Raw genomic sequence first — 22,210 nt, forward strand, 5'->3', positions numbered from 1 at the left:
ACATTAAGGGCCTGCCGCAGGCGCGGCGGGCCTTATTTTTGCATTAAGGAGTAAACATGAAACTGATAGTTGGGCTTGGCAACATTGGCAAAGAATATGAAGGCACGCGCCATAATATCGGCTTTATGGTGGCCGATGAACTTGCAAAGCGCTGGGGCATTACCACCTGGAAAAATGAACGCAGCGCCATGTGCGCCGAACACCGTATTCCCGAAAAGGTATTTTTAATAAAACCTACCACCTATATGAATTTAAGCGGCGAAGCCGTGGGTGCTTTTGCCAATTTTTACAATATCGATCCGGAAGATATTGCGGTTATTCAGGATGACCTCGATTTACCCTGCGGCAAACTGCGCATCCGCCGTAAAGGCAGCGCGGGCGGGCACAACGGCATTAAGTCCATTCAGCAGCATCTTGGCACGGGCGATTTTCCGCGTTTTAAAATCGGCATCGGCCACCCGGAGCGCAATGCGTCGGCAGTTATCGGGCATGTGCTGCACCGTTTCGGCAAAGAAGAACAGCCATTAATTGAAGAAGCTGTCAAGCAGATGGCTGACGCTGTTGAGTTATGGCTGAAAGGTGATATGGATGCCGTAATGCAGGAATATAATACCAAAAAGGAAAAGAAAAAAGAGGAACCTGCCAAAGAAAATAATTAATTTTGTGTACATTGCCCAAAAACTAAAACACATTAAGATTTTAGTTTGTAACGCATGTTACAATTTTACATTAAAAACAAACCTTTAAAATAAAAATGTAAAAAAATCAGCGCAAAAGTGTTGACAAGGTGTTGTATGCCTATTATAATAATATCATCAAATAACAAATTGCGTTGATTGGGAAAAGTAGTAAAGAAGCCCAGATTCCAGAGAACTTATCATTTAGCTGAGAGATAAGATCAAAGCACTTTATGAAAATCCCCCATGAGCTGCCAGCTGAAGGGCAAACGCCTGTGTAAGTGTGGCCGGAGGACGACCGTTACAGCGTCAGGCATTGAACGTCAGTTGTGAAACTTTCGGTGATGCCGGTAAAGTGGCCGTATTATTACGGCAATAAGAGTGGTACCGCAGAGCTATTCGGCTTTGTCTCTTACAAAAGAGGCAAAGCCTTTTTTGTTGGTAAAAAAGCTTTACAATCGCCGGTTTGTTATTAAACAAATTATTTTATTCAAAGGAGAAATGAAAAATGAGTGTATTGAACAAATTGGCAGAATTCGTAGGCAAATATCTTACTTACATCGTGTTTGCAGTTGTTGTGGCAGCGTTCTTCTTCCCGCAGGGCTTTACCTGGGCGGCTTCGCAGACTGTACTGCTTCTTTCCGTTATCATGTTCGGCATGGGTATGACGCTGCGTGCCAGCGACTTTGCACTGGTGCTCAGCCGTCCTAAAGAAGTGTTCTTCGGCTGCGTAGGGCAGTTTACCATCATGCCTTTTCTCGCATACGTTTTAACCGTTGGGTTTGAACTTCCTCCCGAACTTGCCATCGGCATGATTCTCCTCGGCACCACCCCGGGCGGTACGGCTTCCAACGTAATGACGTATCTTGCCAAAGGCGATGTTACCTTGTCTGTTTGCCTTACTACCGCAACTACTTTGCTTGCACCGCTACTTACCCCGTTTTTAACCTGGATGCTGGCAGGCCAGTGGGTTGAAGTTTCCTTCCTCGCAATGCTTAAATCCGTATCTCAGGTAATCCTTTTGCCAATCGTTCTTGGCATCCTCGTTCATAAAGCAGTCGGCGACAAACTCGTCGTTAAATACTCCAAACTTTTGGTTCTCGTATCCGCATTCAGCGTACTTTCAATCATGGGCGCTATGGTTGCCTTAAACGGCGAAACCATCTTAAGGCTCGGCTGGGTTATGGTTCTGGTTGTAGTGCTGCAAAACTTCGGCGGTTACGCCCTTGGCTGGATGCTCGCCAGAAAAGCCGGCATGGGCAGAGCGCAGTGCACCACCGTTATGCTGGAAGTTGGCATGCAGAACGCAGCGCTTGCCTGCTCGCTCGGTACACTGCACTTCACCTCGATGGCAGCAGTTCCCGGTGCAATCGGCGGCGTAGTACACCAAATCACCGGTTCGCTTCTGGCTTCCATTTTTGCCGCACGCAACGGCAAACAGGAATCCGCACAGGCTGTTATGCCTGAAGCAGAACCTGCTAAATAATTAACCACGCGGCGCGGAAGGCTGAACGGAAATAAGCCGCACCGCGCCTGATAAAACAAACTTGCAGTCTAAAATAAGGGATTTTGTTCGGAACAATAAAACATATAAAGCTGCATTAAAGCAGCTACTTTCCCCCGGCCCCGGTGCTCCGCCGCCGGGGTTTTAATTTGCCCTGTTGACAGCAGTGCGCCGCTGTGGTATATTTTTAGAGAACTAAATACTAAAATTCGCTGTGGATTTTTCTGGCATAGCCACTTTTCGCCACACAGTTGCCTTAGCGGGCGCTGTGTGGTTTTTTTATGCAGCGGAAGGAGAGGGAATATGAACGAAAATTTTATGAAGGAAGAACCGGTGCTGCCGCTGATAACTTCAATGGCGCTGCCCATGGTTATCAGCATGATGGTGAACTCGCTGTACAACATTGTGGATAGTTTTTTTGTGGCGCAAATCAGCGAGGACGCCATGACGGCGCTGTCGCTGGTGTTCCCGGTGCAGAATTTTATCAACGCCGTCAGCATTGGCTTTGGCGTGGGCATTAACGCGCTGATTGCCTATTACCTTGGCGCGGGCGAAGGCGAAACTGCTAACCGCGCGGCGGTGCACGGCATGGCGCTTTCCGCCCTGCACGGTGTGGTGCTGATGGCAGCCTGCATTGCCATTATGCCGCAGTTTTTAAGCGCTTTTACAAATAATGCGCAGGTTATAGATATGGGCGTGCGTTATTCCAATATTGCTTTCAGCTTTTCGCTGATAATCATGCTGGGGCTGGCGTTTGAAAAAATCTTTCAGGCAGTCGGCAACATGAAAGTTACCATGATTGCGTTAATGGCAGGCTGCATAACCAACATTATTTTAGACCCGCTTTTGATTTTCGGCATCGGGCCGTTTCCCGAATGGGGAATAGAAGGGGCGGCTGTGGCAACAGGCATAGGGCAGATAGTAACGCTTTTAATATACTTGTTTGTTTATAAAAATTATCCGCTGCGCATCAGGTTAAGCCGCAGGTATTTAACGTGCGACGCCGGGCTTGATTTTAAACTTTACGCCATCGGCATACCGGCAACGCTGAACTTGGCGCTGCCTTCGCTGTTGGTGTCTTCGCTTAACACCATACTTGCGGCTTTTTCGCAAAGCTATATTGTGGTGCTTGGCATTTATTACAAGCTGCAAACTTTTTTGTACCTGCCTGCCAACGGCATTATTCAGGGCATGCGTCCGCTGATTGGCTTTAACTATGGCGCGGGCGAGCACGAGCGCGTAAGGAAAATTTACAACACAACACTGGTGCTTAACGCAGGCATTATGCTTGGGGGAACGGTAATTTGCCTGACGGTGCCGGATGTTTTAATGGCCATGTTTACCGATAACGCCGTAACGGTAGAAGCCGGGGCGCAGGCGCTGCGCATAATATGCGCCGGGTTTATCGTATCGGCAGTTAGTGTAACCGACTGCGGCGCTCTGGAAGGGCTTGGCAAGGGCGTACCGTCGCTTGTAATTTCGCTTTTGCGCTATGTGGTAATAATTATACCGGCGGCGTGGCTGTTAAGCCGCAGCTTTGGCGCACAAGGCGTCTGGCATGCCTTTTGGCTGGCAGAACTTGTAACCGCCGCAGCGGCACAGCTTGTGTATAAAAGGTTTAGTAAATGAAAACGGCATCACGTTTTACGTGATGCCGTTTGTGCTTTATTATGTTCAGCAGGTTCTGCCGGGGTAAGCTTTTAAGGCTTCGCCTAAAATGTAAATGGCACGTTTTAAATCTTCGCGGTTCAGCACGTAAGCAAGGCGGGCTTCGTTAACGCCAAGGCCCGGTGTGCTGTAAAAGCCGTTGCCGGGGGCAAACATTACGGTTTCGCCGTCAACGTCAAAGTTTTCCAGCAGCCAGATGGCAAATTTTTCTGCGTCGTCTACCGGGAATTTAACCATTACGTAAAAAGCGCCTTTTGGGTCGCTGGCTGCAACGCCGGGCAGTGATTTCAGCCCTGCGGCAATGGTGTCGCGGCGTTTCTGGTATTCTTTGTTTACTTCTTCCAGATAGCTTACCGGTGTTGTGTAAAGTGCTGCTGCGCCAACTTCTTCCAAAATCGGGCTGCACAGCCTGCCCTGGCAGCATTTGTTAATCTGCTGGCAGAATTCTTTATTTTTGCTGATAATGCAGCCGATACGTGCGCCGCAGGCACTGTAACGTTTGGAAACGCTGTCGATAATAATCAGGTTATTGTCAAGCTCGGGCATAGTGCCGAAGCTCTTATATTCGCCGCCGTAAACAAATTCGCGGTAAACTTCGTCGGCAATTACGGCAAGGTCATGCTTAACGGCAAGTGCGGCAATGGTCTGCATTTCTGCTTCGGTGTAAACAACGCCTGTCGGGTTGCCCGGATTGGTTAAGAGAATTGCTTTGGTTTTGGGCGTAATATGTTTTTCAATTTCGGCAGCGTCCGGCAGATGATAGCCGTTTTCCACGCTGGTGGTTACGGCGTTGATTTTAGCGCCGAACTCGGTGGCAAAAGTTGTATAGTTGGCGTAAAACGGTTCAAAAACCATAATTTCGTCATCAGGGTCGCACAAAGCCATAACTGCAAAGGTCAGGGCTTCGCTGCCTCCGTTGGTGATGAAAATATCGCCTGCTTCATAGTTCATGCCTTTTTCGGCATAGTATTTTTGAATTGCTTCAATTAAAAACGGTTCGCCTTTGCTGGCGCCGTAGGCAATAACTTTTTCGTCAAAATTTTTAATGGCGTCCATAAACTGGGGCGGAGTTTCAATATCCGGCTGGCCTATGTTAAGATGGTAAACTTTTTTGCCTGCTTTTTTTGCGGCATCTGCATAGGGCGCCAGCTTTCTGATAGGTGATAATTTTAAATTTTGTACACGCTGGGAAATTTTCATATCGGTTGCTCCTCACTTAATAAATTTACAAAACAAAAAATTGTATGCCGCTATTATACCATAAAAAACGCGGCAAGTTCAGCCCTGCCGCGTAAAAATAATGTATACAATTTTAAATTATCTGTTCCAGGGTATGGCGCGGTTTTCTGCCCATTGCAAAAGCAGGTTAAACACCAGCCCCAAAAGTGAAAGCACAATTACGCCGGCCATTAAGCGGTCGGTAATCATCAAATCGCCGTAATGCAGTATCAGCGCGCCGATGCCCTCCTGTGCGGCAATCATTTCTGCGGCAACCAGAAGCAGAAGCGAGGTTCCTGCCGCAAGGCGCAGCCCGGCAAAAATCATGGGCAGGGCTGCCGGAAGCACAACTTTTTTTAAGGTCATCCAGCGGGTGGCGTTAAAGCTTACGGCTACCTTAATTAAAAGCGGGTCTACATTTTTTACGCCGGAATATGTATTCATCGCTACCGGAAAGAACACGCCCAGGGCGATAATAGTTACTTTGCTGAGTTCGCCGATGCCGAGCCATAAAATAAACAGCGGCAGCAGCGCAATTTTAGGTATTGGGTACAGCGCGTTTACAATGGGCGAGCCAATGCGGTCAATCAGCGCGGAAGTACCGGTAAAAAGCCCTACGGCGAGGCCGATAACGCTGCCGAGCACAAAGCCCAGAATAATGCGGTACATACTTGCGGCAAGGCTTGCAGCGATTTCTCCGCCCGCAACCATAGCGGCAAGTGCGCTTAAAATACCTGTCGGTGAAGGCAGAAACAGCGGCGAAACAATGCCTGCGCGGCAGATGAGTTCCCAGATTATCAGCAGCACAATGACGGAAAGAGCGGAAACCCAGACCGGGTAAGTCTTTTGCCAGCTGTGCATTTTATCGGTAATTTTATATTCATTCATTGCCTTCCACCTCCATTAAGGCTGCGCGCGCGTCTTTGCTGATGTGTTCCCAGATAATGCGGATATATTCGGCAATTTCTTCTGTATGCTGCGGCAGTTCGCGCTCTGCGCGCGGTATGCCGATATTTAAAATGCGGCTTATTTTGCCCGGGCGGCGCGAAAGCAGCACAACACGGTCGGCAAGCATAACGGCTTCCTGAATGTTATGGGTTACATATAAAGTGCTGAGGCGCGTTTTATCCCACAGGGTAACAAGTTCTTCCTGCATAATGGTGCGCGTCTGTGCGTCCAGCGCACTGAAAGGCTCGTCCATCAAAAGCAGGTCGGGGTTAATTACAATGGCGCGGGCAATGCCTACGCGCTGGCGCATACCGCCGCTTAAATGGTGCGGCAGTGCCTTTTCAAAGCCGGTTAAGCCAACAAGGTTTATGTAGTGGCTTATACGGTCTTTTTGTTCCTGCCTGGGCACGCCCATTGCTTCCAGCCCAAAGGCGATATTATCGTAAACGCTGCGCCATGGAAAAAGCCCCGTTTCCTGAAAAACAATGCCGGTGCGCGGCACATGCCCCTGCGGCAGATGCGTGAAGCTGGCGCTGCCGCTTGTCGGCGCAAGCAGCCCGGCTGTGATGTTTAAAAGTGTGGATTTGCCGCAGCCGGACGGACCTACCAGGGCGACAAATTCTTCTTCGTTTACGGTAAGGTTAATATCCTGCAAAACAGGCAGGGTATGCCCCGTGCGCGAAACGAAACTTTTACTTACGTTGTCTATAACGAGTTTCATAAGTGCCTCCAAATAAAAAGGGCGGAAGCTGTTCCGCCCTTAAATTGTTACTGTGCCAGTGCTTTTTCCAGCAGAGTGGTATTTGCCACTTTGGCAGGGTCAAGGGTGCCCTGCATCATACCGTGTGAAGAATACCAGTCAATCTGTGTTTTAATATCGTCCGCCATAAGTTTGCCGTCGCGGTCAATGTACGGCAGGCCAAGTTTAATGTCACCGGCAGGGGCTTTTACGTATTTGGCAATAATGCTTACAACTTCATCAAGCTTTTTGGGGTCTTTCTTTTCAATGGCTGCTTCGTAATAATAATGGCAGGCTTTGTTATAGGCTTTTAAAAAGCGGATGTTGGCGTCTTCGTTTTTCATAAATTCAGGCGAGAAGAACAGTGCGGAAGTCTGATAAGGAATGATGTCGCCAACCTGAACAATGGTTTGCGCCGTGCCTGCGGTCTGCATTTTTGTGATGTTGGGCTCGTTTAAAATTGCGCCGTCAATCTGGTTGCTTTCAAGCGCTGCCATTACGGCACTTACTTTGCCGAGCGGCACAAGTTCCACATCGTCGAGGCTCATGCCCTTTTGTTCAAGCATTCTGCCCAGCATATAATGGAAGGTAGAACCTTTCTGCGTAATGCCGATGCGTTTGCCTTTAATGCTTTCCAGGCTGGTAAAGCCGCTGTTATAAGCGTTTGCCGCCGCAACAAGTGCGGAAGAAGGGAAGCCTTTTTCTTCGCGGCCTTTATCGGCAACTATTGCCAGCTGCTGGCCGCTTGCCGCCATGTTAAAGAGGCTTGCGGTAATGCCGGTTGCGCCTACGTCAACCTGCGAAGAAGCAGTTGCTACGGCAATGGGGTGTGCCGCGTCAAACCATTCCGGCTGTATTTCTATATTCTGTTCGGCAAAAAAGCCTTTGTCCATGGCAATAAACAGCGGCGCGCTGCTGGTAAGGCGCAGCATGCCGAGCTTAACCTGTGCTTTGGCCGCTGCTGGTGCCTGCTTTTCGCTGCCGCCGCAGCCTGTAAGGGCAAATGCCAGGCAAAGTGCTGCCAGTAAAAACAGTAATTTTTTCATCGTCATCATCCTTTGCGTAGTTAGTGGTTATCAGCATAACACTGTGTAAGCGTCTTATCAGTTATTTTACATCAAAAAACCGATAAATGCACTACTTTTATTAAAAAATACACTGTAAAACTTATTTTTGTTTACTGAACAGGTTTTACTTTTGTTATCAGCGCGATGTTGGTATAATATAATTTGTAATGCTGTAAATAACGGAGGCTATATTTATGAAATGGAATAGATTTTTTGCTTTGGCGGCAGGTTTTATTTTGGCGGCGGGGCATAGTGGGGCTCTGGCCGCAGAACCTGTGTGCCTTGCCAGCATTAAAGCGGATACCGACGGCAACGGAACGCAGGAAACCGCCGAGCTGTGGGGCAGTAAACTTACGGGAGGCAGCAGCTATTACGGCGATTTGCTGCTGATGATTAAAGACGGCAGCGGCAAACTGATAACCGCCTATACGCCTTCGCTTGAGGGCGGTTATGCCAATATTTTGCAGAAAGGGCATTTTACCGGTAAGGGAGAGCAGATTATTGTGCGCTCTTTAAGCGGGGCGGCACAGGAAATGCAGGTACGCATTATCGACGCAGCGCTGCCCAATGCCGTACAGGAAATTTATACCGGCAGCGATAATCTGGGCGCAGCCGTTAACGCTGCTTTTAAGCCCGGTTTTAAAACGGAATTTGTGTTTGAAGATTTTAAAGACGGCGTGCGTACGGAAGCCGTTGAATACGGCGTACTGCCGCACGAAAAAGATTATTATATTAACTGTGGGCTGTATGACGGAAACGGAAATTTGCTAAAGCCCTACCGCAAGCCGGAAAGCCGCATGAGCGGGGTTACCGTTATTGCAGACCCCGAAGGCATGGACAAGCTTGCGACCTTGCAGACCGTAAGCGGAACAGGCAGCGAGGACACGCTTGCCAAAATTGCTGCCGAGTGGGAATATGACGGCGGCTGGCAGTTGAAGGACCGCGAATTATATACGCAAATTGTGCAGAACGGCGAATTCCGACGCAACCTCGTTTTCGGCAACGGCATGCTTTACAGGCAGCAGGCAGTAATGGACGGCAGCAGCGTAACTTATCCGCTGATGGCGGTTGAAGGCAAACAGGAACTGCAAAATACCATTAACGGCGAGCTGGAGAAAGTTTGGCAGCCCTATGCCGCAGCGCTTGGCAAAAAAAGCTGCGAGCTTGATTATACGGTGCCTTTTGCAGGTTCCGATATGATGTCGCTGATGTTTTTCGGCGTAATGGGTGAAGGCAGCGAAGAAATTTTTGAACGCCTGCCGCTGAACATATCGCTCAGCGACGGCAAAGTTCTTGATATCAGTGATGTTCTGGATGTTGAAAACCCGGATTTACTGCCGGTGCTTGCTCTGCTTGGCGCTGAAGATAAGGTTGATTTTACAAAGGAAGTGCCGAATTCCTGGTATTATAATGGAAAGAATCTGGTGTTCTGCCAGAAGATGAAAGACGGCACGGGCTGGAATGAAGCCGCAATACCGGCATCTGAACTTGAAAAATTTATGCTTAACAAAAATTTGCTGAAAAAATAACAAAAAATAAACAAATTTGCCACAAAGGAACTGACTGGAGAGTCTAATGGCGAAAAACCGAGAAAATAAAAGCAACGATAAGTAAAATTAATGAAATTTGCTGAAATTAAGGTTTGCCTTTCTGCTTTTGAAGGAATATAATTATATTACTTTGGTTTAAGTATATCCTTTTTGCTTTTTTGTACTTGAAACTTAAGTTAGAAGGAGGAATAGATTTATGTTGAATTTTTTGCGTAAGAACAGGAGCGGCAAAGCAGCAGTTGCAGCGCTTGCTGCCGTAACTGTGTTTTCGCTTGCCGGCTGCGGCGGCGAAAAAGCAGCGGCTCCGCAGGCTACGCTTGTAAAATCCATGCAGGTAATAAAGCGTGATACACCGCTGGTTTACGATTATACCGGCTTTGTGCAGGCTCAGCAGGAAATGGAGCTGAAGGCACAGGTAAGCGGGCAGATTACCGGCAAGTATTTTAACGGCGGCGAAACCGTTCAGGCGGGGCAGATTTTGTACACGATTGACCCGCGTACCTACCGCGCGAACCTTTTGCAGGCACAGGCAAACCTTGCTAATGCCCGTGCTCAGCTTGCCAACGCTTCGGTAGATGCCGAACGCTACACAAAACTTTATGAACAAAGCGCTGTTTCCAAACAGACTCTCGATAACGCCATTATGGCGCGCGACCAGGCACAGGCATCCGTAAACGCACAGGAAGCCATGCTTGAAAATGCGCAGATTGATATGAACGAAACCAATGTAACGGCTCCGTTTACCGGGCGCATTGATACTACTGCCCTTGAAGTAGGCAACTATGTTACCGACGGGCAGACTACCATGGCAACAATTTCCAATACCGACCCGGTATTTGTAGAATTCAGCATGGCTGAGCCTGAATACTTGAAGCTTGCCAACACTGCCGTTGACAGAGGGCAGGCAGCACCGCTGGAAAATTTGAGCATTGTTCTGAGCGATGGCACCACTTATGACCTGCCTGGCCGCATTGCCGAGGTTAACCGTGCGTTGACTGCCAACACCGGTACGCTTACCATTAAAGCGCTGTTTGATAACCCGAACCGCGTTCTGCTGCCGGGAATGTTCGCACATGTGCAGGCAACGGCAGGCACCAGAGCTAACGCACTTCTCATTCCGCAGCGTGCTGTTACTGAATTGATGTATAAGAAATTTGTTTATGTTATCGGCGCAGACAACAAGGTTGAAATGCGCGAAGTTACCCTTGGGCCTCGCGTAGGGCGTTTGTGGATGGTTGAAAGCGGCCTTAACGGCGATGAAACCATTGTTGTTGAAGGTACCGGCAAAATTACAGCCGGCGCGCTTGTAAACCCCGAACCGATGACGGAAGCAGAACTTGACACTACCGCCGACAGAACAGAATCCGGCGATGCTGCCGGTGCAGCAAAATAAGGAGGTAAGCTGAATGGCACGATTTTTTATTGACCGTCCGGTCTTTGCCATGGTGCTGGCCATATTGATTACGCTGCTGGGCGCTATTGCCGGTTTCAGCCTGCCTATTGCCCAGTATCCTAATATTACCAAGCCGCGTATTTCCGTAACTACCAACTATACGGGCGCAAGTGCCCAGACGGTAGAAGAATCTGTTGCGCAGGCAATAGAACAGAAGGTAAACGGCGTAGAAAATATGCTGGATATGAGTTCTACCAGTACCGCTACCGGCGAATACAGCTTAAACGTACAGTTTAACCTGGAAAAGAACGCCGATATTGCTGCGGTAGAAGTACAGAACCGTGTATCGCAGGCAAACAGCTCCATGCCGCAGGAAGTAACCGCATACGGCATTACCACGACGAAGGAATCTGCGGAAACCATCATGTATTTCGCACTTACCTCGCCTAATAATACTTATGACAGTATGTTCCTCAGAACATACGCCGACGTTAACTTTATCGACGCTGTTAAGCGCGTTAAAGGTGTATCCACCGTTGATGAATACGGCCCGGAATATTCCATGCGTATCTGGCTGAACCCGGAAAAACTGGCTCAGCTTAACCTTACAACAAGCGATATTGAAACGGCGGTAGAAGCTCAGAACATTCAGGCGCCTGTAGGTACCGTAGGTGCCCGCCCGACTGTTGACGAGCAGGAAAAACAATACTCTGCCAATGCGCAGGGCCGTTTAAAAACACCTGAAGAATTCGGTAATATTATTATCCGTTCCATTAACGGCGAAAACCTTTACTTAAAGGATATTGCCCGCATTGAAGAAGCACCGAGAAGCGACTTGGTACTCAGCCGTTTGAACGGCGGTGCCTCCGTAGTATTCCCGGTATCCCTTACCAGTGACGCCAACTCCATTGAAACGGTTTCGCAAATCCGCGAAGTTTTGGCTGACGCCGAAAAACGTTTCCCGGCAGATATGAAACTGACGGTTATTCAGGATAACACGCAGTTTATTACCGAATCTTTGAACAAAGTTGCCCATACCTTCTTTGAAGCGCTGGTTCTGGTTATTTTTGTAATCTTTATGTTCCTCGGAAGCTGGCGCGCAACGCTGATTCCGCTGTTGGCAGTACCGGTATCTCTGGTTGGTACTTTTGCTTCGTTCGTACTTTTGGGCTTTACCATTAATACGCTGACGGCTTTCGCACTTATCCTTGCTATCGGCCTCGTAGTCGACGACGCTATCGTCGTTGTAGAAGCAGTAGAACATCATATTCAGGATACGGGCCTTACGCCTAAAGAAGCAACCTACCGCGCCATGAGCGAAGTTTCCGGCCCTGTTGTGGCTATTGCCTTCGTACTTTCTGCGGTATTTATCCCGACTGCGTTTACCGGCGGTACGGTTGGCGAGCTTTATAAACAGTTTGCCATTACCATTTCCGTTTCCATGATGCTTTCGGCACTTATCGCATTGTCGCTGACCCCGGCACTGTGCGCTCTGATTTTGAAACCTAAAAAAGATGAAGCCGAAATTAAAGGCTTTATCGGCAAAGCCGTACATGCTTTCAACAAATGGTTTGAAAGAACGCTGGCTAAATACGTAACTAACGTAGAAAAATGCATCCGCCATGCAAAAGTTGTTATGGCCTGCCTGCTGGTTGGCGTAATTTTAATCGGCTTCCTGTTTAAGATTACTCCTTCCGGTTATGTTCCTAATGAAGATATGGGCATGAGCGCCGTATCCTTCAGCCTGCCGGAAGGCGCTTCCAGCAACCGTAATATTCAGCTGATGGGAGAACTCAGTAAAGAAGTTCAGAAATTCCCGGGTGTTGACTATGTAATGGAAGTATCAGGCGTTGATATTCTGAGTTCTGCGCAGAAAGCGTCTGCCGGCCTCGTAGTTGTAGCCATGAAGCCTTATGCAGAACGTGATACCACCATTCAGGATATCATTCCTATGATTCAGGGCCTCGGCCCTAAATTCCCGGATGCCACGGTTATGGCCTTCCAGCCGCCTGCATTGCCTGGCGCTTCCAGCACCGGTTCGTTAAGCATGTACATTATGAACCTTGGCGGTGAAGATGTAAGCCTGATGAATGACCGTGCACAGGAATTTTTGGCTAAAGCACGCCAGCGCCCGGAAATAGGCATGATTTACACTACACTGAACACCACCACGCCTATGTATAAATTCAACGTAGACCGTGATAAGGCACAGAGCCTGAACGTACCTGTTTCCAGCGTATTCAGCGCATTGCAGACCTTCCTCGGCGGCTACGAAATCAACGACCTGAACAACTTCGGCCGTACATGGAAAGTTGTTATGCAGGCTGATGACAAATACCGCTCCAACGTTGACGATATGCGTTATTTCTTTGTACGCAGCAACGATGGCACGATGGTTCCGCTGAACACTCTTGTAACTTATGACAATGAAAACAGTTCCGTTGTTATGACGCGCTTTAACGGCGCACGCGCTATTAAAATTGCAGGCGACCCTGCCGAAGGTTATTCCACCGGCCAGGCCATGACTGCTCTGGAAGAAGTTGCGGCAGAAACTTTGCCGGTAACTTACAGCTATGAATGGACCGACCAGAGCCGTGACCAGATTGAAGCAGGCAACCGCTCCATGCAGATTTTTGTAATTTCCCTTATCTTCGTATTCCTCTGCCTGGCAGCTTTGTATGAAAGCTGGACCATTCCTCTGGCAGTTCTCCTTTCCGTGCCTACTGCCGTACTGGGCTGCATTCTCGGCCAGTACCTGCGCGGACAGCAAAACGACGTTTATATGCAGATTGGCTTGATTATGCTTATCGGCCTTGCTGCCAAGAACGCAATTTTGATTGTAGAATACGCCAAGATGAATATGGAGAAAGGCATGGGCGTTGTTGATGCTGCTGTTGAAGCATCCCGCCTCCGTCTCCGTCCGATTCTGATGACTTCGTTTGCATTCATCCTCGGCTGCCTGCCGCTGGCTGTTGCAACCGGCCCGGGCGCAGGCGCGCGTGTATCCATGGGTAACGCCGTAGTTGCCGGTATGACCTTCAACACGCTGTTCGGTATCTTCCTGATTCCGGTATGCTTTGTAGTTGTAGAAAAATTCTTCAGCAAAAAGCATAAAGAAGAAGCCTGATAAAAGTAAATAATTAGTGAAAAATGCCCTGCTTGACGGCGGGGCATTTTTTATAGCAGGAATTTTTAAATTTGTGTTGTATAATAGTTAGAGTAAACAAACTATTTTGAAATAGAGGGGAATTTGCTTGAACAGATTAAAAGAACAAAGCCGCTTTCTGCGCAATGTGTGGTTTTTAACCAAAAGCTACTGGCAGTCGGAAGAACGCTTGATGGCGTTTGCCCTGCTGGCGGTAATAATTGCGCTTACACTGGCGGTTGTATATGTAATTGTTTTAATTAACGACTGGTTTAACGTATTTTATGAAGCACTGCAAAATTATGACACCGAGAAAATATTTGATGAACTGATACATTTTTCGTGGCTGGCCGCGCTGTACATTATTTTAATGGTATATTCGTTTTATCTGCAGCAGGTGCTTATAATTAACTGGCGCCGCTGGCTTACAGACCGCTACATTGATGAATGGCTGCGCAATAAAACTTATTACCGCCTGCAGGTTTTCGGCGCTGATACCGATAACCCTGACCAGCGTATCAGTGAAGATGTGCGCCTGTTTGTGGAAATGACGCTGACTTTCAGTATCGGCGTTTTAAAGGCGGTATGTACTTTTGTATCGTTCGTATTTGTTTTGTATAATATTTCCGGGCCGCTCGATTTTACGCTTTGGGAGCACAGCTTCCATATCGAAGGTTATATGGTGTGGGTTGCGCTTATTTATTCGGCGCTTGGCACCTGGGTAACGCATGTTGCCGGCAAAAAGCTGGTTGGGCTTAATTTTGTGCAGCAGCGTTACGAGGCTGATTTCCGTTTCAGCATGATGCGTATGCGCGAAAACGCCGAGAGCATTGCCTTTTACAGCGGCGAAGGGCGCGAGGGCAGCATTTTTAAAAAGCGTTTTGCACTGCTTTTGGACAACTTCTGGAAAATTATTCAAAAACGCAAGCAGCTTATCTGGATTAATTCCGGTTATTCGCAGATTGCCATTATTTTCCCGATGGTTGTGGCGATGCCGCGTTACTTGGCGCACCAGATTACGCTGGGCGGGCTGATGCAGGTAAGCAACGCCTTCGGTAAAGTACAGGAATCGCTTTCGTATTTTGTAGATATGTACGCTTCCATTGCCGAATGGCAGTCTGTTGTTAACCGTCTTACAGGCTTTGGGCTGCACATGCACGAAGTTAAGCAGGAAAAATTGCAGCCGGATTTGCAGCGTGAGTTATCTGATGGCGGCATTGCAGCCAAGCAGCTTGATATAACGCTGCCGGACGGGCATATTTTGATTGACGGTGCGGAATTTAACCTGCGCCGCGGTGAAAATATTTTAATCAAAGGGCCAAGCGGCAGCGGCAAAAGTACTTTGCTGCGCGTTCTGGCAGGCATCTGGCCCTATGTAAAAGGCAGGCTTGCCATGCCGGAGGCGGAAAATACCATGTTTATTCCGCAGAAACCTTATCTGCCGCTCGGCACTCTGCGCGAGGCGCTGCTGTACCCCGGCGGGCATGAATGCAGTGATGAAGAACTGAAAAACGTGCTTGCAAAATGCAGCATAGGCTATTTAGCAGAAAATTTATATGTTGAAGCGGACTGGGCGCATGTTTTAAGCGGCGGCGAACAGCAGCGCGTGGCTTTTGCGCGTGCGCTTATTTATAAGCCGGACTGGCTGTTTCTGGATGAAGCAACCTCCGCTCTTGACGAGGCTACGGAAAAAGCCATGTACACTTTAATTTCTGCCGAAATGCCGCAGACTACGGTTATCAGCATCGGGCACAGAAGTACTTTAAACAGCTTCCATCAGGCAGGGCTGTTTTTAGATAAAAATTTGAAAAAATTATCTTTCGGCTATCTTTAATTTGTTTTATGATGAGTATAAAAGGAGGTACAACCAATGATGCCAATGGAAATAGCGCCCGGTATTTATGATGTGGGTGCAACGGACTGGATTGTGAGGGATTTTCACGGATATAAAACCGAGCGCGGCGCTTCATACAACAGTTATTTAATTGTTGATGAAAAAATTTGCCTTATTGATACCGTTAAGGCCTGCTATGCAGATGAACTTTTGGAGAAAATACGCCGTGTTGCTGACCCTGCCAAAATAGATTACGTAGTGGTAAACCATGTTGAACCTGACCATGCAGGTGCTCTGCCGGAGGTTTTAAAAGCAGCTCCCAATGCTAAATTTGTTATTACCATGCAGGGCAAAAACGAGGCTTTGCGCCATTACGGCGACGGCTTTGATTTTATGGTTGTTAAGGAAGGCGACAAAATAAGCCTTGGCAGCCGTGAACTGACTTTTGTGCCCATGCCGATGCTGCACTGGCCCGACAACATGGTAACCTACTGCCTGCAGGACGGAATTCTGTTCAGCAACGATGCTTTTGGCCAGCATTATGCTTCGTCCAAACGCTTTGATGACGAAGTTGACGAATATGTTTTGTTCTATGAAGCGAAAAAGTATTTTGCCAACATTTTGTGGCCGTATGCGCGTTTAATCGGCGGTGCGCTTAAAAAAGCCTCTGCGCTTGATATTAAAATGATTGCTCCGGCGCACGGTGTTATCTGGCGCAGCAAAATTGCGCAGATTCTTGAAAAATATGCAGTCTGGGGAACTGGCGTTAACGGCAAAAGCGTTGTTATTGCCTACGATACCATGTGGGGCGGCACGGAAGCACTGGCACGAGCTATGGTTGAAGGCGCTGCCGCTGCCGGCGTAAAAGTGCAGCTGATGCGTATGGACAGAACCCCTTGCAGCACTGTTGCGGCAGAATTGTTTGAAGCGGGCGGCCTGCTTGTAGGTTCACCGACTTTAAACAGCGGCATGATGCCGACAATCGGCGGTATGCTGGTTTATTTAAAAGGCTTGCAGCCTAAAGGCAAAAAAGCGGCAGCTTTTGGCACCTGCGGCTGGGCAGGCGGTGCGCAGAAAGATATGGAAGCCATGCTTACGGCAGGAGGGTTTGATTTGCAGCCCGGCTTTAACTGCAAATGGCGTGCCTGCGTTGATGAAACCGAAGCAGCGCGTCAGTTTGCATACGAATTTGCAAAAAATCTGTAATTATTAAATAATGGCAGCGGTGGAATTTACAAAAATTTCATCGCTGTTTTTTATTTATGCCTTGCCAAAAGTCGAAAAGTCAAATATAATAAGTGTAAAACAATACATCTAAATTTATGGGGTAATCAGATATGAGAAATCTTGCTGATGCAATAGAAAATTTTATTATCCGCCAGTTGCTGGAGGACAGCGAGGACACTGTGCTGGTGCAGCGCAATGAACTGGCCGATAAATTATCGTGCGCTCCGTCGCAGATAAGCTATGTTATAAGCACGCGCTTTACGCCGGAAAAGGGCTATCTGGTGGAGTCGCGCCGTGGCAGCGGCGGCTTTGTGCGCATTGTGCGGGTTACGCCGCCCAATAAGGAAGCCAAACGCCGGGAAACTGCGCAGGCTCTTTTGGAGCACTGGGCGCACCGCGGCATGGTTACGGCCCGCGAATATGCTCTTTTAAAATATATGCTTGAAATTATAAATGCGGATGAAAAGAAAAAAATAACTGTATTACAGAATGCCATAAGTAAGATGATGCAGGTGAGGTGACAGATATGTTATGCCAGAAATGCGGCAAAAAAGAAGCCGTTGTGCACGTAGTGTGCATGGTAAATAATAAACAGATTGACAAGTGGCTGTGCGCGGACTGCGCCGAAAAGCTGATGCCGTACGCCGTCAGCGGCGGTGGGCGCGCTGTTGACCCGCGTAATTTGCTTGAAACATTATTTTTTGGCGGTGAGCAGGCAAAACCGCCGGAACGCCGTTTTACCAAACGGATGGCTTCCATTTTGGAAAATGCCATGCGCAGTGCGCTGGACCGCGGGCATGACCACCTCGGTACGGAGCATTTGCTGCTGGCGCTTTTAAACGAAAAAGACTGTTACGGTGTAAGGGTGCTTGAAAAACTGGGTATTAACCCTGTTGCCGTGGCGGAAGAAGTGGAAAAAGCCATGGACCCGGCGGGCAATTTACAGATTATTATCGGCTATACGCCGCGTGCCAAACGCGCGCTTGAAATTGCCGCCGAAACCGCACTGGCCTTAAAATCGCCGCAGGTAGGCTCCGAGCATTTGCTGATGGGCATTTTGCGCGAGGACAAAGGCATGGGCGGCACCGTGCTGCGCAAGTTTAACATTACTGCGGAACAGGTATGGCAGATTATCCGTTCCATCCGTGAACATCAGCCGTCCGTTCCTGGCTTTGAAGAACCGGAAATGCCTTCGTATTATGATGAAATGCCGGAAGAAGCATCGCTTGAAGTTTTAAACGAATTTGGGCGTAATTTGAACGAACTGGCGGCAGCAGGGAAAATTGACCCTGTAATCGGCATGGAAAACGAAATTGAAAGAGTTATACAGATTTTGTGCCGCCGTACGAAGAATAACCCCGTTTTAATCGGTGAGGCCGGTGTGGGTAAAACTAGCGTGGCAGAAGGCCTGGCACAGCGCATTGTTGACGGCAAGGTGCCGGAACTTTTGCGCAGCAAAACCGTTTTTTCGCTGGAAATCGGGTATCTTGTGGCCGGTGCCAAATACCGGGGTGATTTTGAAGAACGCCTGAAAGATATTCTGGAAACCATTAAAGAAAACAAGGATATAATTCTTTTTATAGACGAACTGCATACCATTATCGGCGCGGGCGCAGGGGAAGGCGGCACCGATGCGGCCAATATTATAAAGCCTGCCCTTGCAAGGGGCGAATTGCAGGTTGTAGGTGCTACGACGCTCAGCGAGTACCGCAAGCATATTGAAAAAGATGCGGCTCTGGAACGCAGGTTCCAGCCTGTTGTGGTTGCTGCGCCGGATGCCGATGCGGCACTGTCGATTTTAAAAGGCCTGCGCGAAAAATATGAAGAATTCCATAAACTGCATGTTACCGATGCGGCACTGGAAGCGGCGGTAAAGCTTTCCAACCGCTATATTACCGACCGCAACCTGCCGGACAAAGCCATTGACCTGATGGACGAGGCCTGCGCAAAAGTAAAACTGCAAAACTATAAACTTTCCATACCCGTGCAGGAAAAAGAACGCGAGCTTGCACAGGTACGCAAGGAAAAGGCTTCGGCAATTTCGCGCCAGCAGTATGAACTGGCAGCGCAGCTGCGTGATAAGGAAGCCATACTTGAAATGGGGCTTACATACGAAAAAAGCAATTATGACCGCGCAATTGGCAAACAGCCGGAAGTAACCGATGAAGACATTGCTGCGGTTATTTCGCAGTGGCTTAACATTCCTCTGCAAAAACTTACACAGACGGAATCGGAACGCCTGCTGCATATGGAGGACGATTTGCACAAGCGTGTTATCGGGCAGAGCGAGGCTGTAGAAGCGGTGTCCAAAGCCATCCGCCGCGCGCGTGCCGGGTTTAAGGATAAAAACAGGCCGGTGGGTTCGTTCCTCTTTCTTGGCCCGACCGGCGTAGGCAAAACGGAACTTGCCAAAGCGCTGGCAGAAAATATGTTCGGTGACGAGCGTGCGCTTATCCGTTTTGATATGTCCGAATACATGGAAAAACATACGGCATCCCGTCTTGTAGGCGCGCCTCCGGGTTATGTTGGCTATGAAGAAGGCGGCCAGCTTACGGACGCCGTGCGCAGAAGGCCATATTCCATTATTTTGCTTGACGAAATTGAAAAGGCGCACCCGGACGTATTCAACCTGCTTTTGCAGATTATGGAGGACGGGCGCCTTACCGACGGGCAGGGGCGTACAACCGATTTCCGCAACTGCGTGATTATTATGACAAGCAACGCCGGTGCGCGGATGCTTGCTGATACCAAACCGCTGGGCTTCACGCTTGGCGAAGCACAGGAGGATAAAGACCGCAAAAATAAAGTGCTGGCGGAAATTAAAAATGTGTTCCGCCCGGAATTTTTAAACAGAATTGACGAGATTACGGTTTTCGATTCCCTGCATTATGACGAGCTTGTTGAAATAATTAAAAATATGCTGCGCGATTTGCGCGCCAAACTTGCCGAAAACGGGCTTACACTGGAGGTTTCGCAGGAAGCAAGGGAGCTTTTGGTAAAAGAAGGCAGCGATACTCGTTATGGCGCAAGGCCTTTGCGCCGTGCCGTACGCAAGATGCTGGAAGACCCCGTAAGCGATTTGTATCTGGCGGGTATGTTTAAAGCGGGCGATACCATTTGCGCAAGCGTCGGCGAAAGTGGAAACATTGTTTTTACGCCTAAAAAAGTGGAAGTAGTGTTAACGCACGAAGAAATACATCCGGCGGAGGTAAATAATGGTCAAAACCAAAACTAAATTTGTGTGCCAGAACTGCGGTTATACCACGGCCAAATGGATGGGGCGCTGCCCCGAATGCGGCACATGGGACAGCCTGGCAGAAGAACTGGAAACGCCGGCTTGCGGCCCGCAGCAAAGCTTTTTAATGCCGAAAGAAGCACCCAAACCCAAAACGCTTGACAAAGTAATGCTTACGGAAGTTGAGCGCCTTAAAACGGGCATTAACGAATTTGACAGGGTGCTCGGCGGCGGGCTTGTGCCCGGCAGCCTGGTGCTTCTGGGCGGCGACCCGGGCATTGGTAAATCAACCATGCTTTTGGATGCCGGTATCCGCTTCAGCGCCGGGGGCATTAAAGTTTTATATGTGTCGGGTGAAGAATCGGAAGCGCAGACCGCTATGCGTGCGCGCAGGCTGGGCAAACCGGGCGCGGCGCTTTTGGTAATGACTGCAACCGACCTTGACGCCGTACTTTTGCAGGCCAAAGAAGTGCAGCCGCAGATACTTGTTATAGATTCCATCCAAACCATGTATAATCCAGAGCTGCAAACGGCGGCGGGCAGCGTGGGGCAGGTACGCGAATGTACTGCCAAGCTGCTGCGCTTTGCCAAAGCTACCAGCATTGCCGTTATTATCATCGGGCACGTTACCAAGGACGGCAATATTGCCGGGCCGCGCCTTTTGGAGCATATGGTTGACGTGGTGCTGCAGTTTGAAGGCGACAGGTCATATTCCTTCCGCGTTTTGCGCGCGCTGAAAAACCGTTTTGGTTCTACCAGCGAAAGCGGGATATTTTCGATGGAAACCGGCGGCTTAAAAGAAGTTGCCAACCCTGCCGGGCTGTTTTTGGAAAACCGTGCCGAAAACGCGCCGGGCAGCGTTGTTTGCGCCTGTATGGAAGGCAACCGCCCGATTATGGTTGAAGTGCAGGCTTTGGTTGCCAAAACGCCTTACGGTATGCCGCGGCGCACGGCAGTTGGATTTGATTACAACCGCGTAAATATGCTGCTGGCTATTTTGGAGCGGCGGCTGGGCATGGATTTTGGCAATTTTGATGCTTATTTAAACGTTGTTGGCGGCATGAAAATTACCGAGCCTTCGGCAGACCTTGCTGCTGCGGCAGCGCTGGTATCTAGCTACCGCAACAAGCCCGTGCCGCACGGTGTGCTGGCGGTGGGCGAAGTGGGGCTTACTGGCGAAATACGCCGCGTTGCCGGTACGGAGCGGCGCATACGCGATGCCGCAAACCTTGGCTTTACAAAATTTGTAGTGCCAAAGGGAAAACTTAATATGGAACAGAAAACTGCTGGCATTGTTCAGGCGGCTACGCTTGAAGAAGCGCTGAACGCAATTTTTAATTAAAAAAAGCGGGCTTAACGGCCCGTTTTTTGTATGTTTTATGCGGCAAAAGCGTTGACACAAATTAACTACTATGATAAAATAAATAAATTTTGACATTTTTACTCCTTAGTGTTACAATAAAAGAGTATTAGGGCGAAAGCTGGCATTTTGTACAAGGAGGGGCGCCGATGTTTTCCGTAGGAGATAAAGTTGTATATCCGATGCATGGTGCAGGTATTGTGCAGGCCATAGAGCAGCATGAGCTTGCCGGTGAAGCTGTGGATTATCTGGTTATGGTAATGCTTCTTACTGATATGCGTGTTATGGTGCCGCTTAAAAATGTGGAACGTGTCGGTTTGCGCCATATTATCACTAAAGATGAAATTCCGGGCATTGAAAAAGTGCTCGGCACACCGGTTGAGTTTAACGCAAAAGGCATTACCTGGAACCGGCGCTTTAATATGTATCTTGACAAAATGAAAAGCGGCAATGTGCTTGATGTTGCCGAAGTTATACATATCCTGCAGACGCAGGAAAACGAGAAAAAGCTGTCCACCGGAGAACGAAGGCTTTTGGGAAACGCGCGCCAGATACTGGTGAGCGAGATGATGCTGGTTTGCGATGAAAGCCAGAAAGACGCCGAAAAGTGGCTTGATAAATTTTTTGAATAAAAAACACCGGTAA

The 22,210-nt window shown here is 48.7% G+C and carries 16 protein-coding genes and 1 other annotated feature; of the genes, 12 read left to right on the forward strand and 4 right to left on the reverse strand.

Annotated features, from left to right (window positions below):
* The first annotated feature begins 56 nt into the window (after positions 1-56).
* From pth to M3079_RS05030, 3 genes are all read left to right on the forward strand, one after another.
* Positions 57-659, forward strand: a complete 603-nt coding sequence (gene pth / locus M3079_RS05020) for an aminoacyl-tRNA hydrolase (RefSeq protein ID WP_021715905.1) — start codon at positions 57-59, stop codon at positions 657-659.
* 164 nt (positions 660-823) lie between these two features.
* Positions 824-1,093 (forward strand) — a binding site (T-box leader).
* Between the two features lie 92 nt (positions 1,094-1,185).
* The gene (locus M3079_RS05025; RefSeq protein WP_249077652.1) at positions 1,186-2,163 is read left to right on the forward strand and encodes a bile acid:sodium symporter family protein; all 978 of its coding nucleotides are present in this window, start codon (positions 1,186-1,188) and stop codon (positions 2,161-2,163) included.
* 321 nt (positions 2,164-2,484) lie between these two features.
* The gene (locus tag M3079_RS05030) at positions 2,485-3,810 is read left to right on the forward strand and encodes an MATE family efflux transporter (RefSeq protein ID WP_249077654.1); all 1,326 of its coding nucleotides are present in this window, start codon (positions 2,485-2,487) and stop codon (positions 3,808-3,810) included.
* Positions 3,811-3,855: 45 nt separating this feature from the next.
* Here the strand turns inward: M3079_RS05030 and M3079_RS05035 are convergent, their stop codons facing one another.
* The 4 genes from M3079_RS05035 to M3079_RS05050 all read right to left on the reverse strand — a co-directional run bounded on the left by M3079_RS05035 (position 3,856) and on the right by M3079_RS05050 (position 7,800).
* Positions 3,856-5,049 (reverse strand): pyridoxal phosphate-dependent aminotransferase, encoded by a 1,194-nt coding sequence (locus tag M3079_RS05035; protein ID WP_249077656.1) that lies wholly within the window; start codon positions 5,047-5,049, stop codon positions 3,856-3,858.
* Positions 5,050-5,166: 117 nt separating this feature from the next.
* On the reverse strand, positions 5,167-5,955 hold the full coding sequence (locus M3079_RS05040) for an ABC transporter permease (protein WP_021715899.1): 789 nt from the start codon (positions 5,953-5,955) through the stop codon (positions 5,167-5,169).
* Complete coding sequence (locus tag M3079_RS05045) at positions 5,948-6,736, reverse strand: ABC transporter ATP-binding protein (protein ID WP_249077658.1); 789 nt, start codon at positions 6,734-6,736, stop codon at positions 5,948-5,950. Before M3079_RS05045 ends, M3079_RS05040 begins: the two co-directional genes overlap by 8 nt.
* A gap of 47 nt (positions 6,737-6,783) precedes the next feature.
* A complete protein-coding gene (locus M3079_RS05050; protein WP_249077660.1) occupies positions 6,784-7,800 on the reverse strand; it encodes an ABC transporter substrate-binding protein in 1,017 nt (338 codons plus the stop codon).
* 215 nt (positions 7,801-8,015) lie between these two features.
* Between M3079_RS05050 and M3079_RS05055 the strand changes: the two genes are divergently transcribed.
* From M3079_RS05055 to M3079_RS05095, 9 genes are all read left to right on the forward strand, one after another.
* Positions 8,016-9,350: a hypothetical protein gene (locus M3079_RS05055; RefSeq protein ID WP_249077663.1), complete on the forward strand. Its 1,335-nt coding sequence runs from the start codon at positions 8,016-8,018 to the stop codon at positions 9,348-9,350.
* Positions 9,351-9,567: 217 nt separating this feature from the next.
* Positions 9,568-10,764 carry an efflux RND transporter periplasmic adaptor subunit gene (locus M3079_RS05060; RefSeq protein WP_249077664.1) on the forward strand — a complete coding sequence of 399 codons (1,197 nt, stop codon included), beginning with the start codon at positions 9,568-9,570 and terminating at the stop codon, positions 10,762-10,764.
* A 13-nt stretch (positions 10,765-10,777) separates the two neighbouring features.
* Positions 10,778-13,891, forward strand: a complete 3,114-nt coding sequence (locus tag M3079_RS05065) for an efflux RND transporter permease subunit (RefSeq protein WP_249077666.1) — start codon at positions 10,778-10,780, stop codon at positions 13,889-13,891.
* Positions 13,892-14,018: 127 nt separating this feature from the next.
* Positions 14,019-15,743: an ABC transporter ATP-binding protein/permease gene (locus M3079_RS05070; RefSeq protein ID WP_249077669.1), complete on the forward strand. Its 1,725-nt coding sequence runs from the start codon at positions 14,019-14,021 to the stop codon at positions 15,741-15,743.
* A 36-nt stretch (positions 15,744-15,779) separates the two neighbouring features.
* Entirely contained in the window at positions 15,780-16,949 is a 1,170-nt protein-coding gene (locus M3079_RS05075; protein WP_249077670.1) for an FprA family A-type flavoprotein, read from the forward strand.
* Positions 16,950-17,080: 131 nt separating this feature from the next.
* Entirely contained in the window at positions 17,081-17,491 is a 411-nt protein-coding gene (locus tag M3079_RS05080) for a CtsR family transcriptional regulator (protein ID WP_249077671.1), read from the forward strand.
* A gap of 5 nt (positions 17,492-17,496) precedes the next feature.
* Positions 17,497-20,205, forward strand: coding sequence for an ATP-dependent Clp protease ATP-binding subunit (locus M3079_RS05085; protein ID WP_249077673.1), 2,709 nt, complete (start codon positions 17,497-17,499; stop codon positions 20,203-20,205).
* Entirely contained in the window at positions 20,186-21,547 is a 1,362-nt protein-coding gene (gene radA / locus M3079_RS05090; protein WP_249077675.1) for a DNA repair protein RadA, read from the forward strand. The genes M3079_RS05085 and radA overlap by 20 nt, the downstream gene beginning before the upstream one ends.
* A 167-nt stretch (positions 21,548-21,714) precedes the next feature.
* Complete coding sequence (locus M3079_RS05095; RefSeq protein WP_249077677.1) at positions 21,715-22,197, forward strand: CarD family transcriptional regulator; 483 nt, start codon at positions 21,715-21,717, stop codon at positions 22,195-22,197.
* Positions 22,198-22,210: the final 13 nt, after the last annotated feature.

Origin of the sequence: Phascolarctobacterium sp. ET69, from assembly GCF_023336935.1 — a bacterium.
Lineage (GTDB): Bacteria > Bacillota > Negativicutes > Acidaminococcales > Acidaminococcaceae > Fusicatenibacter_A > Fusicatenibacter_A intestinipullorum.

Excerpts from the sequence above, each read along its gene's own strand:
- pth (WP_021715905.1), top strand. The coding sequence starts at position 57 with ATGAAACTGATAGTTGGGCTTGGCAACATTGGCAAAGAATATGAAGGC.
- M3079_RS05025 (WP_249077652.1), top strand. The coding sequence starts at position 1,186 with ATGAGTGTATTGAACAAATTGGCAGAATTCGTAGGCAAATATCTTACT.
- M3079_RS05030 (WP_249077654.1), top strand. The coding sequence starts at position 2,485 with ATGAACGAAAATTTTATGAAGGAAGAACCGGTGCTGCCGCTGATAACT.
- M3079_RS05035 (WP_249077656.1), bottom strand. The coding sequence starts at position 5,049 with ATGAAAATTTCCCAGCGTGTACAAAATTTAAAATTATCACCTATCAGA.
- M3079_RS05040 (WP_021715899.1), bottom strand. The coding sequence starts at position 5,955 with ATGAATGAATATAAAATTACCGATAAAATGCACAGCTGGCAAAAGACT.
- M3079_RS05045 (WP_249077658.1), bottom strand. The coding sequence starts at position 6,736 with ATGAAACTCGTTATAGACAACGTAAGTAAAAGTTTCGTTTCGCGCACG.
- M3079_RS05050 (WP_249077660.1), bottom strand. The coding sequence starts at position 7,800 with ATGAAAAAATTACTGTTTTTACTGGCAGCACTTTGCCTGGCATTTGCC.
- M3079_RS05055 (WP_249077663.1), top strand. The coding sequence starts at position 8,016 with ATGAAATGGAATAGATTTTTTGCTTTGGCGGCAGGTTTTATTTTGGCG.
- M3079_RS05060 (WP_249077664.1), top strand. The coding sequence starts at position 9,568 with ATGTTGAATTTTTTGCGTAAGAACAGGAGCGGCAAAGCAGCAGTTGCA.
- M3079_RS05065 (WP_249077666.1), top strand. The coding sequence starts at position 10,778 with ATGGCACGATTTTTTATTGACCGTCCGGTCTTTGCCATGGTGCTGGCC.
- M3079_RS05075 (WP_249077670.1), top strand. The coding sequence starts at position 15,780 with ATGATGCCAATGGAAATAGCGCCCGGTATTTATGATGTGGGTGCAACG.
- M3079_RS05080 (WP_249077671.1), top strand. The coding sequence starts at position 17,081 with ATGAGAAATCTTGCTGATGCAATAGAAAATTTTATTATCCGCCAGTTG.
- M3079_RS05085 (WP_249077673.1), top strand. The coding sequence starts at position 17,497 with ATGTTATGCCAGAAATGCGGCAAAAAAGAAGCCGTTGTGCACGTAGTG.
- radA (WP_249077675.1), top strand. The coding sequence starts at position 20,186 with ATGGTCAAAACCAAAACTAAATTTGTGTGCCAGAACTGCGGTTATACC.
- M3079_RS05095 (WP_249077677.1), top strand. The coding sequence starts at position 21,715 with ATGTTTTCCGTAGGAGATAAAGTTGTATATCCGATGCATGGTGCAGGT.